This is a genomic window from Flavobacterium sp. TR2 (genome assembly GCF_025252405.1).
In the GTDB taxonomy this organism is placed as follows: Bacteria; Bacteroidota; Bacteroidia; order Flavobacteriales; family Flavobacteriaceae; genus Flavobacterium.
Genome location: NZ_CP104307.1, coordinates 2989788 through 3006213 on the forward strand (window position 1 = coordinate 2989788; position 16426 = coordinate 3006213).

The following is a 16426-nucleotide window of genomic DNA, read 5'->3' on the forward strand; positions in this document are numbered from 1 at the left end:
TTCAGTCATTTAACTATGTTTGTTTAAATAAGTGAAACGCCTTTTCTACGTTTACAAAATCTATGTTTCTATGTGTTTAAAATTTTAAATTTTATGAAGTACTTTGCCCTAATTATAGTTTTCCTTCTCTTTTCCTGTGGAAAGAAAGAAGATGTTTTACTTCCAAAATCAAATGTTTCAATCGTAAAAGATGTGCAAGATCATTCGCCGATTTACATTTTCTTTAAAGTTGAAGGAAAAGACACCATTGCAGATTTGAATAGAAAAAGCGCTATCATTTCGACCAATTGGATTTTTAATATTGACAAACGTCTGCCTTTGAAATTGGTGATGCCACAGGTAATCAAAATGCAGGACAAAAAGCGAAACGAGAAAATGCATCAAAACGAAGAATCTGAAAACTATTATTCGTACGCAGATTCTATTGGAAAGAATTTAGCTTTTTTGCCTTTCACGAAAGTGTTTTACAGAATGGAGAGGCCTTCTCAAGGAAGTTTTGTAGTTTACTTTAAAAAAGGAAAACAGCAAGTCTTTATGGGAAACAGAGAAATAAAAATAGCTGAAATATTAAAGCATTTTTATAGCATAAAGTTTGAAAAAGTACCAGATTTGGTGTTTCTATTCGATAAGAATATGAGTTACGGAGAGTACATTCAGTACAAAATTCAATTGCATAAAGAGGTGACTCATAATCTTGATAAACTTCCAATGGAATTTATTTTTTAAATAAGCTGTTGCTAAGAAAAGAAACAAAAAATCAAAAGCCTATTCAGATCCAGAATAGGCTTTTGATTTTTTAGATTTAGAAGTTTAATATATTGATTTTTAATAAATTGTCTATGTTAGGTTGTAAGGTTTTTAAATGAACCTGAAACCTGAAACAAAGAAAACCTAAAACAAAATTTTACTGATGGTGATAAGGCTCATTTCGTAAAATGGTAAACCCGCGGTACAACTGTTCGATAAAAAATAGACGAACCATTTGATGTGAAAACGTCATCAGCGAAAGCGAAACTTTTCCTTGCGCTTTTTTATAAACGGTTTCTGAAAAACCATACGGACCTCCAATTACAAAAACCAGAGTTTTTACGCCAGAATTCATTTTCTTCTGCAGTTCTTCTGAAAAACCAACGCTCGAAAATGTTTTTCCGTTTTCATCCAATAAAATCAACTGATCTGTTGCAGAAAGTTTTGACAGAATCAATTCGCCTTCTTTTTCCTTCTGCTGGCTCTCAGATAAGTTCTTAACGTTTTTGATATCAGGAATAATCTCCAATTCAAATTTGATGTAAAATGACAAACGTTTGGTATAATCGTCAATCAGGGTTTGAAGCGATTTATTGTCTGTTTTGCCTATTGCGATGAGTTTGATGTTCATTTGCTAAGTTTTTTGCCAGGCATTGCATTAAATTTAAACATATGGAGACATAGTTTTTCTTTGTCTGTAAAAGGTGTTTCACTAATTGCAATACACATAGCTATGTGTTAAAACTTGCTTTTTTGTAATCTTAAACAGAAACAATTATTATCTATTTTTCTATGTGTTTAAGTGTTTATACAAAGCAATTTATTGTTTTTTATTCTCAAAAACCGTTTCAAAATGTTCTACAATTGGAAACGGTTCGTAATAATGATGCAGTATCTTTTTCCATTCCAAATACGCTTCAGAAGTTCTGAAACCTATTGCATGATCTTCAAGTGTATTCCAATCAGCCAACAAAAGATATTTGTTTTCGACTTCAAGGCATTTCTCTAAACGATGTCCCAAATAGCCATCGATTGATGAAATATACTGGCTCGCTTTTGCAAAATCGGCTTCAAATTGAGTGGCTAATTCTGGTTTTACATAAAGAAATGCTGCTTCTAGAATCATATTTAAATGAATTTTATCTGCTTGATCAGCTAAATCTGCGGGAGAAAAATATACTCTCGCAGATTTAGCTGATTTTATTTTAGTATTTTGTTTAAAAGAATCTGCACTAATCAGCTGAAATCTGTTTAAAATCTGCGTACAATCTCACACAGATTAGTTTTTAGAAAACTTGGCTTCAAAAGTTTTAAAACGAGTATCTAAATCTTTAATCAATTGCTTTTTAACCGATGCGTCTTGAATAAAACTGTAATTGATGCTGTTGTAAACATATTTTTTTATTGTTTCATAATTCACATCAGGGTATCTTTTTGCCAGTAAAACATATTGTTCGGTCATACTGCTTCTTAAAATTCCCGCATCGTCTGTACTTATAACTATTGGAACATTAAATTCTTTGTAAAGTGTAAACGGATGCCTATTTTCTTTTACTTTCAAAATGAATTCGTTGCTTGCCAAATTGATTTCGATTGGAATATTGTTTTTAGCCATATATTTCAATAAATCATACGAATTAGCTTCGTAAGCAATATCTACTCCGTGACCAATTCTGTTTGCGCCCGCCACATAAATTGCATCGTTGATGTGCCAAGTTAATTCTTCAGGCTGAACTAATCCTAAAGTCAATTCGCCTGCATGAAGCGTGTACTTTACGTCAGGAAATTTCGAATGGCAATATTTGAACATTACCATATGAAGCCAGTAATCTTTCATTGAATTTTCGCCATGTTCTGGAGAAACAATATTGACACCCGCTGTTAGTTTGCTTTCGCTTGACGAAATAAAAGCAATAACCAGATTTTTGAACAAATCTATAGGTTCCATAAAACGAAGCACAAAGTTTTGATAACGCATAGTGAATTTATCGTCATCAATTTTTAAATCTTTATGCAGTTTCGCAATAAAATTGTTATTGAAATCATCTGCGTATTTTTTAGCATCTTTTTTCTGAAGCGATTTATACAATTCATCCAAAAGTTTCAAAACAGCTTTTTCATCTTTCTGGCTGGCAGATTGACGAAGTTTTGTGTTGAAATCAGTTAAGTCAGCAACATTCATGTCGCATGGAATTGTTGACAATTGCGTTTCGATATAAGTAACATTTTCAGCAATGGCACGCTTTTTTAGTTCCAGCATTCCTTCTGCAAAATGGCCTTGAATTGTAGGTTCGAATTTCATAAAAGAGTCAAAAAACTGATCGTCAGAAGGCACGGAACCATTGTAGTCTTTAACTGACCATGTCTGCATAACCAACTGCTGGTAGTAATCTAGTTTGCCTTGATTTTTTAAAGATGAGAAGGTTTGCCAGTTTCCATCAGCGGGTTTGGTTTTCGAAACCGCCATAGTTTCCAGATTCAAATAAAAATCTTCTGAAATGGCTCTTTCTAAAAGGGGTTCTGCATAAATTGATCCTGAAAAATGGTGGTGTAAATCGCCTCCTTTAGGCATTTGTTGAAAGAAAGCTGTTAAGAGAGCTTCATTATTTCTGATTTTTTCTAAATAACTTTCAGCCGATTGAGAAAAGCCGATTTGTGCTATAAAAAAACAGAAAAGCGTAATTATCCTTGTCATACATTAAGTTTAAATTACGCGCAAATATACGAGTTTCTGCGGAGATTTGAAAACAAAGTTTTCAAAGGTACAAAGGTTCATAGAGGCAAAGGGGCAAAGTTTTAAAGAAATGGGTATTATAAAAAATATAAAAGACGCACAATAGCGCGTCTCCAGAATAAAATCTTTGAACCTATGTACCTTTGTAACTTTGAACCTTAAGAAAAAAGTACATCATGTATTTCAGGAACTTTATCAAAAACGCTTTTTGCAAAAGGGCAAAGCGGAATAATTTTTAAATTGTTGTTTCTAGCATAATCGACGGCAGCCATAACTAACTTTTTGCCAACTCCCTTTCCGTTAAAATCGGGGCTTACTTCGGTATGGTCAATGATGAATTTTGAGTCTCCTGCCCAAGTATATGTCATTTTTCCAGCTTCTTTTCCATCTTCTACGGCTTCAAAATAGCCTCTTTTTGTATCGTTTATTTGTTGAATTTCCATGATAATTATATTAATGTGGTTTTAATTTCGATTGAATGTGTCAATGTTTTATGAATCGGACAGCTGTTGGCAATCGTTTCTAGTCTTTGCCTTTGTTCTTCGTTAACGTCACCGATAACTTCAATTTTTCGGGTAAATACAGATACGCTTCGTTCAGAATCTCGATCAAAATCAATTTTGACATTTATTTCTTCAACGTTCCATTGTTTGCGATTGATGTACATTCGCAGCGTAATTAAGGTGCAAGAAGCTAATGATGAAGCTAAAAGTTCTGTTGGATTCAGTCCTAAATTTTTGCCTCCTAATTGCTGAGGTTCATCAGAAATTAAGATATTTCCGCTGGCAGACGTGATTTCTGTTCGATACAAACGCGTATCTATTTTTGCTGAAACTGTATCCATAATTATTTGATTCTTGGTTCTGGTAATGGGACAAATTCGGTTTCGCCAGGAACTTTCGGGAAAGTTTGAGCTGTCCAGTCTTCTTTTGCTTTTTCGATGAGGTTTTTATCAGATGAGACAAAGTTCCAAAAGATAAAATGTTCTTCAGGAAAAGGTTGTCCTCCAAAAATATACACTGTCGAGTTTTCGGCAATTTCAAATTCGCAAAGAGAAGCTTCAGTTGTAATTAAGATTTGTCTTGGATCGTAAGTATGTTCGCCATTTGTGATGCTTCCTTCCAAAATATACAGACCGCTCTCGCCAAATAAATGATGTCCAATATTGATTTTTTTAGCTTCCTTACTTTTAATTTCAATAAAATACAACGGACTGTAAACGGGAACTGGCGATTTTTTACCAAAAGCTTCGCCGGCAATTAATTTGTACGAAACGCCATCTTCTTCCCAAGCCGGAATATCATCTGCTTCAACGTGAGTAAAATTAGGATCCATCTGTTCCAGATCTTTCGGAAGTGCCACCCAAATCTGCAACCCGTGAAGCATTTTGTCTGAATGCCTTAAATATTCTGGCGTTCTTTCAGAATGCACGATTCCTTTTCCGGCAGTCATCCAGTTTACGGCACCAGGTTTTATCTCCAATTCTGTTCCTAAGCTATCGCGGTGCATAATGCTTCCTTCAAACAAAAAAGTCAAAGTCGAAAGCCCTATGTGCGGATGCGGAGGAACATCCATATTTTCATGGTCACTTAAATGTGCTGGTCCCATATGATCTATAAAAACAAACGGTCCAACGGCTCTTTTTTCGCGGAAAGGCAATAATCTTCCAACCATAAAATTGCCGATATTCGCTGAGCGCTCTTCGATAATTAAACTGATATTTGACATAGTGGTATTATTTGATTTGAAAACAAAATTACAGTTGCGATTGAAATCTGTAACTTAATTTAGATTAAGAAAAGTTATTTTTTGTATTATCTATAAAAGTAAGGAAAATGTATGTTTTTTCAAATTCGTCTATTTTCACCTTGTTTTGTGTTAGGCAGAGCGAAGTCGAAGCCCTTGTTTGCGAAATCACTTTGCGGGGCTTCGACTTCGCTCAGCCTGACAATGCTGATGAAGAGTTATAGTCTTTGGTTAAGGTTCTAAGTGATGATTAAATTTAACACATAGAAACATAGATTTAAATCTCTCTAAAATAGATTTTTAAAAAAAAAATCTAGATTTTAACACATAGAAATGTACGTGTAGCTATGTTTATTAATGTAAGTGAAACGCCTTTTTTAGACTCCAAAAAGCTATGATTCTATGTGTTTAAATTTTTAGTCAATCAATTCAAATTCTAAAACTTCAATCAAAACAAGTAAAAACGTTGGTTAAGGTTCTAGGTGATGATTAAATTTAACACATAGAAACATAGATTTAAATCTCTCAAAAAAGATGTTTTTAAAAAATCTAGATTTTAACACATAGAAATGTACGTACAGCCATGTTTGTTAATGCAAGTGAAACGCCTTTTTAAGGCTACAAAAAGCTATGATTCTATGTGTTTACATTTTTAATTAATCAATTCAAACTCCAAAACCTCACTTTCTGTACCATTAATTATAATCGACAATTGATGTGCTCCTGTATAAAAAACTCTCGTTGTGATCACTTTAAAGGACTGGTTTCTCTCAATCTTGGTTAATTGGTTTGGATGATAAATCTTTTCGCTGATTTTAAAGACTTTTTTTGCCAGATGACCTTTTGCTTTTTTATAATGCACAGCATATTCTAAACGAATCGTTTTTGGCTCTTCGTTTTTATTGTTTAAATGAAATTGGAATTGAAGATAATCGCCAATTTTTACAACAGGTGTTTTAATTTCAAAAGACGAAAGTTCAATATTAGCGCTTTCTAAACCATAATGGCTTAATATTTCAGGATGGCCTTGTTTTAATAAAGTTCTGCAGCCGTGTTTGATAATTCCGTCGGTTTCTTTGCTGTGGCCTTTCCATCTCGAAGCGATTTCCAGAACAATCTGCGGATTATCTTTGGCAATATCATTTAAATTATTGGCGACACTTCTGCGGACATATTCTGAAGGATCATTTTTTAGGTTCTCTAAAATCGGCAGAATAGAAGAAGGATCTTTTTTAAGGAACGGAATCGCCATCGCCCACGGTAATCTTGGGCGCGAACCTTCGCTTGCTAAACGGCGAACGTGATGGTTTTCATGTAGAGACCATTGTATCATTTCGTCAATCATTTGTTCTTTATATTTTAAAATGAAAGGGCGAACGGCAAATTCACAGCTTATAAATTGTGTTATCGAAACAAAGGCTTTCTTCGAAGTTTCAAATTCGTCCAAACCGTACATTTCGATATAATCGGCAAAGAAAATAAAAGCTAGATTGCTATCTGCGAAGTTGTTTTTCTTTAAGTTTTCGATGATTTTATCAATCAGTAAAACCGCTTCGGGAAAACTTTGAGGCATAAACTCATGAAACACAACTGTTGTATGTTTCATTCTTTCTTTCCATTCTTTTTGCGCAAAATCGCCTTCGAAAATTGCAGCAATAAATTGTTGTTTGTTGAATATTGGGTAGACTTCGGCAACAGCCTGACTAAAATTTTCGTAAAAAGAAACGGAGTAAATATCTTTGATTAATCCCATGGTTTTTGTTTGATTAAAACTCAAAGATATTTAATTGAACGCTTATTAAGAGATTAAGTGTTGTTAAGAATTGTAACTATATTTTGCGGAATATCTTAATGGCTAAAAAAGAGATATTTAATGTTTGGTAAAACTTTTCATGTTATTGGAATTTTCAAATCCATAAAATAAGTCCTAATTTAGCGTATTATTAAAAATAGAAAAATGATAAGCGAAGCTCAATTTCAAGCAGAATTAAAACTTTTGATTACGAATGCCATTAGAGAAGATGTAGGACCAGGCGATTACAGTTCGTTGGCTTGTATTCCGGATACAGCTCACGGACAGGCAAAATTATTGGTAAAAGATCAGGGAATCATCGCTGGTGTTGAACTTGCTAAAATGATATTTGACTACGTTGATCCAAAATTAAAAGTAAAAACTTTTATCGAAGACGGAACTCATGTAGAATATGGAGAAGTGGTTTTTGAAGTTTCTGGAAGCTCGCAATCTATTTTAAAAGCAGAAAGAGTCGTTTTGAATACGATGCAGAGAATGTCAGCAATTGCTACAAAAACAAATCATTTGATGAAACTTTTGGAAGGAACAAATGCCAAGATTTTAGATACGCGTAAAACAACTCCAAATTTTAGAGCAGCCGAAAAATGGGCCGTAAAAATAGGAGGAGGCGAGAACCACCGATATGCTTTGTATGATATGATTATGCTGAAAGACAATCATATTGACTTTGCTGGCGGTATCACACGCGCTATTTCGACAACAAAAGAATATTTGAAGGAGAATAATCTTGATCTTAAAATTATTGTTGAAGCCCGTAATTTGGATGAAATAAGAGAAATTCTGTTGAGCGACGGCATTCATCGAATTCTTATCGATAATTTCAATTATGAAGACACAAAAACGGCTGTTGCTCTAATTGGTACAAAATGCCAAACAGAATCTTCTGGAAATATTAGCGAAAAAACTGTTCGCGAATATGCGTTATGTGGTGTAGATTACATTTCGTCTGGTGCTTTAACGCATTCTGTTTACAATATGGATTTGAGCTTGAAGGCTTTTTAAAATGGTTAATTGTAAATTATTAATTTATATCTATAAAGCCTAATGTCTAAAAGTTCTAAGAAGTCTAACGTCTAAAAGTTCTAAGAAGTCTAACGTCTAAAAGGTCTAAGAAGTCTAAAAATCTAAAAAAAATATGTCGCAAGAGATAGAAGATCAGATTGAAAAATTGCCTGTAATTCGCAATCTGGCCCGACTTTTTAAAAGAATAAAATTCCCTTGGCTAGAGGGATTTTCTTTGTATGATTTGCTTGAAATGTACACTTTAGGTATTCTTGAAGGAGCATTTTCATATCATGCGAGTGCGGTTTCTTTTAGCTTTTTTATGGCTTTATTTCCTTTTGCGCTATTTATCTTAAACTTAATTCCGTTTATTCCGATAGATAATTTTCAGGAAGATTTTCTACAGTTCGTACAGCAGAGTGTTCCTCCAAATACCTTCGATGCAATCAGTAAAATTATCAGCGACATTTTAAATAATAGTCACTCAGGATTATTGTCGTCTGGATTTTTGCTTTCGATTTTTTTAATGGCCAATGGAATTAACGGAATATTAAGCGGTTTTGAATCCTCTAAACACGTTTTTGATAAACGCGGATTTTTTAGACAGTATCTTGTTGCCTTAGCTATTTCGTTGGTTATGACTGTCATTCTGTTTGTAACCGTGGCTACAATCGTTGTATTTGAGGTTTTTATTCAAAAAACAATTATTCAAGATGTGTTGAGCGACCGAATTCCGCTGATAATTTTAGGGCGATATTTGTTTGTCATTTTAATGATTTTGATAACATCTTCAATATTATTGCGTTATGGTACAAAACAGTACAACAAAGTGCCTTTTATTAGCATTGGTTCTGTTTTTACAACGATCTTAATTGTTATATCTTCGTTCTTTTTTGGGATTTGGGTTATAAAATTTTCAAAATACAACGAACTTTATGGTTCAATTGGGACATTATTAATTCTAATGTTTTATATTTGGATAAACTGTATGATTCTGCTTTTAGGGTTCGAATTGAATGCTTCTATCAGAAAATTAAAACAAAAAAAAGAAAAATAATATGAAAAATTTGATGCTAACTATCGGAGTGTTCTTCTTTGCACTAACCATGCAAAGTCAAAGTGTAATTGGAAAATGGAAGACAATTGACGATGAAACTGGCGAAGCAAAATCTGTTGTAGAGATTTACGAGAAATCTGGAAAAATATATGGCAAGATCGTAGATATACTTCGTGAAAGCCACAAAAAAGATGTATGTGTAAAATGTGAAGGCGCTGAAAAGAATAAGCCAATTTTAGGAATGGTTATCATAAACGGACTTAAGAAAGACGGTTCTGAGTATAACGGAGGGACAATTCTAGATCCAACAAGCGGTAAGAAATACAAATGTTATGTTACATTAGAATCTGCCGATAAATTAAAGCTTCGCGGTTATGTTGGAATTTCTTTAATGGGAAGAACACAATATTGGACGAGAGTAAAAAATTAATTAAAATCTAATGCGAAAATTAACTGCGATAATTTTATTCTTAGCCACAGTTTCAAATAGTTTTGGACAATCTAAGAATTCGCCATTGCTAATAAGTCATCTAACAGGTGACTTTTATGTTTATAAGACGTTTCATGATTATAATGGAACACTTATTTCTGCCAATGCCATGTATCTTGTTACAGATAAAGGCGTGGTGCTTTTTGATGCCCCATGGGATAAAACTCAGTTTCAACCCTTGTTGGACAGTATAAAAGCTAAGCATAACAAACAGGTTGTGATGCTTTTTGGCACACATTCGCATGAAGATCGTGCTGGAGGATTTGATTTTTATAGAAAAAAGGGAATTAAAACGTATTCTATAAAGTTGACCGATGATATTCTGAAAAAGAAAAACGAGCCAAGAGCTGAATTTGTAATTCCGAATGATACCGTTTTTACTGTTGGACAATATAAGTTTGAAATGTATTACCCAGGAAAAGGGCACGCACCAGACAATATTGTTGCATGGTTTGGGAAAGACAAGATTCTTTACGGAGGATGTTTTGTAAAAAGTGAAGAAGCAAAAGATTTGGGCTATTTGGGAGACGCTGATGTCAAAGAATGGGAAAAATCTATTAAAAAGGTTCAGTCAAAATTTAAAAATCCAAAATACGTTATTCCAGGGCATGATGGCGGAACAACAAGCAAATCTATAGATCATACCTTGAAGATGGTTAAAGAGTATTTGGCAACAAAGTCATAAGAAAAAATGAATTTTTAAAACTGGCAATCTGCGTTTAGAGTTTAAAAATAGCTTAATTTTGTGTTTGAATCAGTAAAGAAAGATAGAATGACTGTAACGGATAAAAATATACTTGAAGCTTATTCAAATTTATTTGAGGGGCTTAGTTTTTCTAATAAAATTGAACTCATAGAAAGACTAACAAAATCGATAAAAAGTAGCAAATTAAAAGAGAATAACTTTTATAAATCTTTTGGAGCTTTTGCATCTGAAAAATCTGCAGAAGAAATTGTTTCTGAAATAAAATCTAATAGAAACTTCAAAAATAAAGAAATTAAGTTTTAATGGGCTATTTGTTAGATACAAGTATTTGTGTTTTCTTTCTGAGAGGAAAGCTTAATCTTGATAAAATTATTAAAGAAGTTGGTCTTGAAAATTGTTATATTTCTGAAATAACAGTTGCAGAACTTCGTTTTGGTGCTGAAAATAGTGATGATCCTTTAAAATCTAATAAAGCTGTAGATATATTTTTGAAAGGGTTGACAATACTTCCGATTTTTGGTTCTATTAAAAGATATGCTATTGAAAAAGTTAGGCTTAGAAGAATTGGAAAACCTATTAATGATGAATTTGATCTTTTAATTGGAGTTACCGCAGTTGAGAATCAATTGACTTTGGTTACAGATAATACAAATGATTTTAAGCTTTTAGAAGGAATTATAATGGAGAATTGGTTTGAAAGAAACTAATTATGATTTCGCTTAGATTCATTTCTCAAATCTTATAAAATATCTGTATGCATTTCATCGAAGTCATTTTACCGCTTTCTTTAGCTAAGACATTTACATACCGAATTTCTGAAGCCGAATTTCATTTCATTAAAAAAGGAATGCGTGTTGCTGTGCCCTTTGGCAAAAGCAAAATATATACGGCGCTTGTTCTGGATGTTCATGAAAATGCGCCGACATTGTATGAAGCCAAAGAAATTCATCAGATTTTGGATGAAAAACCAATCGCGACCGAAATCCAGATTAAACACTGGCTTTGGGTAGCAAGCTACTATATGTGCGGCATTGGCGATGTGTATCGAGGCGCATTTCCAAGCGGATTATTGCTTGAGAGCGAAACCATTATTTCGCATAAACCCGATGTTGTGGTAAATGACAGCGAACTTTCTGATGATGAATTTCTAATTTATGAAGCGTTGCATCATCAGAGTTCGTTGAAAGTTCAGGAAATCACTTCAATTTTAAATAAAAAAAATATACTTCCGATTCTGCAAAAGCTAATCGCTAAGGATATTATTTTTTTAGAAGAAGAAATAAAAGAGACATACAAGCCAAAGCTGGTTAGATATGTAAAACTGCATTCAAAATACGAATCTGACAGTGGTTTGGAAGAGCTGCTGGCAGTATTGAAAAATGCCAATAAACAAAGGGAAATTGTTTTGGCTTATTTTCAAATCAGTGCTTCAGAAAAAAAGCCAATTACGGTTAAGAAGCTTGTAGAAGTTTCAAATGCGGGCTCTACAGCGGTAAAATCATTAGTAGAAAAAGAAATATTCGAAGAATATTATTTGCAGCATGATCGAGTTGCATTTAACGGTGAAAAAACAGAAAAAGAACTGCAATTAAGCAAAGCTCAAGAAAATGCTTTTTTGGGGATAAAGAATAGTTTTTTAGAAAAAGAAGTATGCCTGCTGCACGGTGTAACTTCGAGCGGAAAAACCGAAATTTATATCAAGTTAATTGAGGAATATCTGCATACTGGAAAACAAGTTTTGTATCTCTTGCCAGAAATTGCGCTTACTACTCAGCTGGTTTACAGGCTTCATCTTCATTTTGGCGATAAAGTAGCTGTTTTTCATTCTAAATATAGCAATAATGAAAGGGTTGAGGTTTGGAAGCAGACGCTTGAAAATTCGCCAAAAGCGCAAATTGTAATAGGAGCGAGATCGGCTCTGTTCTTGCCTTTTAATGATTTAGGATTATTAATCGTTGACGAAGAGCACGAGCAGACTTTCAAACAGACCGATCCTGCGCCTAGATATCACGCGAGAGATGCTGCGATTGTTTTGGCTAATTTTCATAAAGCCAAAGTTTTATTAGGCTCGGCAACACCTAGCATAGAAACTTATTTTAATACCCAAAATGATAAATACGGATTGGTAACGCTTTTTGAACGTTATAAAAATGTCCGTTTGCCTGAAGTGGTTTTGGTTGATATAAAAGACAAACATTTTAGAAAAAGAATGACAGGTCATTTTAGCGATCTTCTGATAGAAGAAATCACTGAATCATTGTCGTTGGGCGAACAAGTTATTTTGTTTCAAAACAGAAGAGGATATTCGCCTATAATTGAATGTTTAACCTGTGGACACGTTCCGCATTGCCAGCAGTGCGATGTGAGCTTGACTTATCATAAACATAAAAATCAGCTTCGCTGCCATTATTGCGGCTATTCAATTGCAAAACCTACTAATTGCCACAGCTGTTCGAGTATAGATTTGACTACAAAAGGATTTGGAACTGAGCAAATAGAACAGGAGTTGTCTTCGCTTTTTCCAAAGGCTAAAACAGCTAGAATGGATCAGGATACGACTCGAGGCAAATTTGGTTTTGAAAAAATAATCGATACGTTTAAAAATCGTGAAATTGATATTTTAGTCGGTACGCAAATGCTGGCTAAAGGGCTTGATTTTGATAATGTGGGTCTGGTCGGGATTATGAATGCAGATAATATGCTTCATCACCCAGATTTTAGGGCTTTTGAGCGTAGTTTTCAGATGATGACACAGGTTGCGGGAAGAGCAGGAAGATCTGAAAAGCAAGGGAAAGTTGTGATTCAAACCTATAACCCCAACCATAATACAATTCAGCAGGTTACAGACCATAATTATATAGGTATGTATAAAGAGCAGTTGTATGACAGGCAAATCTACAGATATCCGCCATATTTCAGGATTATAAAATTGACGCTAAAGCACAAAGATTTTGATAAGCTGAAAGAAGGGGCAATGTGGCTGTATCAGGTTTTGAGCCAGAATTTAGGAATGCCGGTTTTAGGGCCAGAAGAGCCAGCGATTAGCAGAATACGAAATGAATACATCAGAACCATTTTGATTAAGATTCCGCAAAACCTACATTTAGGAAATACAAAAAAAACTATCCAGAAAATGCTGAATAGTTTTGAAGCTGTGGCTCAATACAGAGCTATAAAAGTTGTGATTAATGTAGATTTCTATTAAGCTGTTATTTAAGAAGAAGTTGAAAGCGCTTTTACAAGATCTTCTTTTTTATTGCGGCTTAATGGTATTTTGGTAATGCCTATTTCGGCAAATTTGCTGTTAAAGCGCTCTACCTTATCAATATTAATGATGTACGATTTGTGGACACGGATAAATTTATCTTTTGATAAATCGTTTTCAAAAGATTTCATAGTAGAAAGGACAAGATTGCTGTCGTCTTCGGTTACTACTCTTACATAATCTCCAAAAGCTTCAATCCACTTTATTTTTGAAGTGAATATTTTTAGTTTTTTTAGATTACTTTTGATGAAAATATGCTCGCCTTCTTCTTCTTTAATATCCTTTTTAAGCAGATGCATATCGATTGCTCTTTTTACAGAGGCATTAAAACGATCCACTGCAATCGGTTTTTGAAGATAATCGGTAGCGTCATAGTCAAAAGCTTTTAAGGCATATTCAGCTTTAGAAGTAATAAATATAATCTGCGGTTTTGATTTTAATCCGTCAAGAAAATCAAATCCGTTAATAACTGGCATTTCTATATCAAGAAATATTAAATCAATATTATTTAATGAGATACAACTTTTTGCTTCAATTGCATTAGAAAAATCCCCGATTAAATGCAAGCCTGGGTGATTATTAACCAATTTGGCAATAATTGTCCTTTGTATAGAACTATCATCTACAACAACACAGTTTAGTTTCATAACATTTAAATTTAGAATAAATTCAGGATAGCAATAGTAAATGTATTATTTTTTTGTAAAAAAAACTAAGGTTGGGGCATATTTTTTGCATTATGACGAATAAAAGAAAAAAAATGTTGCATATATAAATTAAATGCTTACTTTTGCACCCAATTTTAACAAATAAATTTTTTATTTATGAATCATTATGAAACTGTTTTCATTTTAAATCCCGTTTTATCTGAGGTTCAGGTGAAGGAAACAGTAACGAAATTTGAAGAATTTCTTACTAGTAGAGGAGCTGAAATGGTATCGAAAGAGGATTGGGGTCTTAAAAAAATGGCTTACGAAATCCAAAACAAAAAAAGTGGTTTTTATCACTTATTCGAATTCAAAGTAGCTGGAGAAGTTCTTTTAGCTTTTGAAACTGAATTCAGACGTGACGAAAGAGTTATGCGTTTCTTAACTGTAAGTTTAGATAAACATGCTATTTCATGGGCTGAGAGAAGAAGAGCAAAATTAAAATCTACTAAAGCGTAATTATTATGTCTACAATTGAGCAATCTGCAAAAGGAAAAAAAGACGGAGATATCAGATATTTAACGCCTTTAAACATTGAAACTAACAAAACTAAAAAGTATTGCCGTTTCAAAAAATCTGGAATCAAATATATCGATTATAAAGATGCTGATTTCTTATTGAAATTCGTTAACGAGCAAGGAAAAATTCTTCCTCGTCGTTTAACTGGAACTTCATTAAAATACCAAAGAAAAGTTTCTGTAGCTGTAAAAAGAGCTCGTCACTTAGCTTTAATGCCATACGTGGCCGATTTATTAAAATAGTATAAAAAAATCTAGTCGCTGGTTTCTGTTCAAGCAGAACCTAACTTCTAAAATATAAGGACAACAACATGGAAATTATTTTAAAACAAGACGTACAGAACTTAGGATTTAAAGATGATGTAGTATCTGTAAAACCTGGTTACGGACGTAACTTTTTAATTCCTCAAGGATTTGCTACATTAGCAACTCCTTCTGCTAAAAAAGTTTTAGCTGAAAACCTAAAACAAAGAGCACACAAAGAAGCTAAAATTGTTGCTGATGCTAAAGCATTAGCTGAAACTTTAAAAGCTCTTGAAATTAAACTTACTGCAAAAGCTGGTGGAGAGAAACTTTTTGGTTCTATCACAAACATTGATATCGCTGAAGCTTTAGAGAAATCTGGAAATGCTATCGATAGAAAATTCATCACTAGCGGTGTTGTAAAACGTATTGGAAAATACAATGCTACAGTTCGTTTACACAGAGATGTTATCGTTGACTTAGCTTACGAAATTGTTGCTGAAAAGTAATAGTTTGTAAATCTATATAAGAATCCCGATGAAAATCGGGATTTTTTTTTACAATAAAAATAATTAGTCTTTAAGCGTTTAATTTTCTGTATGGTTAAGGCTTAAAGCGTAAAGCACAAAACAAAATGAAATACGCAAGATTGACAAAAGAGCAATTTGATGAATTGCACGCTGAATTTGCAAGTTTTTTGGCCACACAAGCAATAGATAGAAAAGAATGGGAGGAGCTAAAGGTTAATAAGCCAGAAGTTGCTGAGCAAGAACTCGATGTTTTTTCTGATTTGATTTGGGAAGGAGTATTGACGAGAGCAGAATACTTAGAACATTTTTCTAAAAATCATATATTTCTATTTCATTGTTTTGATACTTATATTAAATCGATTGTTTTGAAATCATTTTCTCCAGAGGTTGATTTTTTGACTAAAGATGGGCTTCAATGGTTGAGTGATAATATGTTTACGGATAATATAGAAATGAAAGTTGGGAAGAAGGTTTTTACAGAGGAACGAAATGCTTCGATTTTTGAATTGATCCAACAAGGGGCTTTTTTAAGTGATGGTCAGTTATTTAATCAAATTAATACAATTATTGAGTCTTAATTATATTTTTAAAGATTTCAAAAAGGCAAACAGTTGAATATTAATTGTTTGCCTTTTTTTGTTGCTTTTTAACTTTTGTTTAATCTTTTTGATGGTTTTATCCCCGTATTTCTACGTGGTTTTTTAAATATTTTTCAATTTATTCCTTGCATTTAAGTTTTTTGTCAAAGAAACATACTTTTAGTCTTTATTAATGATGGTTTTGTCGAAATATTTCTCTTTTATGTAGGAATATACTTCTTTTTTATTGATTTAACATATTTTGTTTGATATTTTGGTTAAGTAATAAA

20 protein-coding genes are annotated in these 16426 nt (G+C 33.2%); 12 read left to right on the forward strand and 8 right to left on the reverse strand.

Features of this window, described 5'->3' with window-relative positions; genetic code table 11:
• The first annotated feature begins 93 nt into the window (after positions 1–93).
• Positions 94–726 carry a hypothetical protein gene (locus N4T20_RS13200; protein WP_260669603.1) on the forward strand — a complete coding sequence of 211 codons (633 nt, stop codon included), beginning with the start codon at positions 94–96 and terminating at the stop codon, positions 724–726.
• Positions 727–904: 178 nt separating this feature from the next.
• Here the strand turns inward: N4T20_RS13200 and rlmH are convergent, their stop codons facing one another.
• The 7 genes from rlmH to N4T20_RS13235 all read right to left on the reverse strand — a co-directional run bounded on the left by rlmH (position 905) and on the right by N4T20_RS13235 (position 6980).
• Complete coding sequence (gene rlmH, locus N4T20_RS13205) at positions 905–1378, reverse strand: 23S rRNA (pseudouridine(1915)-N(3))-methyltransferase RlmH (protein WP_111283719.1); 474 nt, start codon at positions 1376–1378, stop codon at positions 905–907.
• Between the two features lie 189 nt (positions 1379–1567).
• Positions 1568–1873 carry an antibiotic biosynthesis monooxygenase family protein gene (locus N4T20_RS13210; RefSeq protein ID WP_260669604.1) on the reverse strand — a complete coding sequence of 102 codons (306 nt, stop codon included), beginning with the start codon at positions 1871–1873 and terminating at the stop codon, positions 1568–1570.
• 153 nt (positions 1874–2026) lie between these two features.
• Entirely contained in the window at positions 2027–3442 is a 1416-nt protein-coding gene (locus tag N4T20_RS13215; protein ID WP_260669605.1) for an adenosine deaminase, read from the reverse strand.
• Positions 3443–3639: 197 nt separating this feature from the next.
• Positions 3640–3924 (reverse strand): GNAT family N-acetyltransferase, encoded by a 285-nt coding sequence (locus N4T20_RS13220; protein WP_260669606.1) that lies wholly within the window; start codon positions 3922–3924, stop codon positions 3640–3642.
• Between the two features lie 5 nt (positions 3925–3929).
• Positions 3930–4325 (reverse strand): OsmC family protein, encoded by a 396-nt coding sequence (locus N4T20_RS13225; RefSeq protein ID WP_260669607.1) that lies wholly within the window; start codon positions 4323–4325, stop codon positions 3930–3932.
• A gap of 2 nt (positions 4326–4327) precedes the next feature.
• Positions 4328–5209, reverse strand: a complete 882-nt coding sequence (locus N4T20_RS13230; protein ID WP_260669608.1) for a pirin family protein — start codon at positions 5207–5209, stop codon at positions 4328–4330.
• 670 nt (positions 5210–5879) lie between these two features.
• On the reverse strand, positions 5880–6980 hold the full coding sequence (locus tag N4T20_RS13235) for a DNA alkylation repair protein (protein WP_260669609.1): 1101 nt from the start codon (positions 6978–6980) through the stop codon (positions 5880–5882).
• A 204-nt stretch (positions 6981–7184) separates the two neighbouring features.
• Here N4T20_RS13235 and nadC point away from each other — a divergent pair, with 204 nt between their 5' ends.
• The 7 genes from nadC to priA all read left to right on the forward strand — a co-directional run bounded on the left by nadC (position 7185) and on the right by priA (position 13500).
• The gene (nadC, locus tag N4T20_RS13240) at positions 7185–8042 is read left to right on the forward strand and encodes a carboxylating nicotinate-nucleotide diphosphorylase (protein WP_260669610.1); all 858 of its coding nucleotides are present in this window, start codon (positions 7185–7187) and stop codon (positions 8040–8042) included.
• A gap of 133 nt (positions 8043–8175) precedes the next feature.
• Positions 8176–9099 (forward strand): YihY/virulence factor BrkB family protein, encoded by a 924-nt coding sequence (locus tag N4T20_RS13245; RefSeq protein WP_260669611.1) that lies wholly within the window; start codon positions 8176–8178, stop codon positions 9097–9099.
• Position 9100: 1 nt separating this feature from the next.
• Positions 9101–9529, forward strand: coding sequence for a DUF2147 domain-containing protein (locus N4T20_RS13250; protein ID WP_260669612.1), 429 nt, complete (start codon positions 9101–9103; stop codon positions 9527–9529).
• A gap of 10 nt (positions 9530–9539) precedes the next feature.
• On the forward strand, positions 9540–10274 hold the full coding sequence (gene bla-B1-FLAV / locus N4T20_RS13255; RefSeq protein ID WP_260669613.1) for a subclass B1 metallo-beta-lactamase: 735 nt from the start codon (positions 9540–9542) through the stop codon (positions 10272–10274).
• 60 nt (positions 10275–10334) lie between these two features.
• A complete protein-coding gene (locus tag N4T20_RS13260; protein ID WP_260669614.1) occupies positions 10335–10598 on the forward strand; it encodes a hypothetical protein in 264 nt (87 codons plus the stop codon).
• Positions 10598–11002: a PIN domain-containing protein gene (locus tag N4T20_RS13265; RefSeq protein WP_260669615.1), complete on the forward strand. Its 405-nt coding sequence runs from the start codon at positions 10598–10600 to the stop codon at positions 11000–11002. The genes N4T20_RS13260 and N4T20_RS13265 overlap by 1 nt, the downstream gene beginning before the upstream one ends.
• Before the next feature lie 47 nt (positions 11003–11049).
• Positions 11050–13500 (forward strand): primosomal protein N', encoded by a 2451-nt coding sequence (gene priA / locus N4T20_RS13270; protein ID WP_260669616.1) that lies wholly within the window; start codon positions 11050–11052, stop codon positions 13498–13500.
• Positions 13501–13508: 8 nt separating this feature from the next.
• Here the strand turns inward: priA and N4T20_RS13275 are convergent, their stop codons facing one another.
• Complete coding sequence (locus tag N4T20_RS13275; RefSeq protein ID WP_008463025.1) at positions 13509–14207, reverse strand: LytR/AlgR family response regulator transcription factor; 699 nt, start codon at positions 14205–14207, stop codon at positions 13509–13511.
• A gap of 177 nt (positions 14208–14384) precedes the next feature.
• Between N4T20_RS13275 and rpsF the strand changes: the two genes are divergently transcribed.
• From rpsF to N4T20_RS13295, 4 genes are all read left to right on the forward strand, one after another.
• The gene (rpsF, locus tag N4T20_RS13280) at positions 14385–14726 is read left to right on the forward strand and encodes a 30S ribosomal protein S6 (protein WP_068842999.1); all 342 of its coding nucleotides are present in this window, start codon (positions 14385–14387) and stop codon (positions 14724–14726) included.
• Between the two features lie 5 nt (positions 14727–14731).
• Positions 14732–15028 (forward strand): 30S ribosomal protein S18, encoded by a 297-nt coding sequence (rpsR, locus tag N4T20_RS13285; RefSeq protein WP_002987043.1) that lies wholly within the window; start codon positions 14732–14734, stop codon positions 15026–15028.
• A 68-nt stretch (positions 15029–15096) separates the two neighbouring features.
• Positions 15097–15537 (forward strand): 50S ribosomal protein L9, encoded by a 441-nt coding sequence (rplI, locus tag N4T20_RS13290; protein WP_260669617.1) that lies wholly within the window; start codon positions 15097–15099, stop codon positions 15535–15537.
• Positions 15538–15662: 125 nt separating this feature from the next.
• The gene (locus N4T20_RS13295; protein WP_260669618.1) at positions 15663–16136 is read left to right on the forward strand and encodes a DUF6495 family protein; all 474 of its coding nucleotides are present in this window, start codon (positions 15663–15665) and stop codon (positions 16134–16136) included.
• Positions 16137–16426 lie beyond the last annotated feature (290 nt).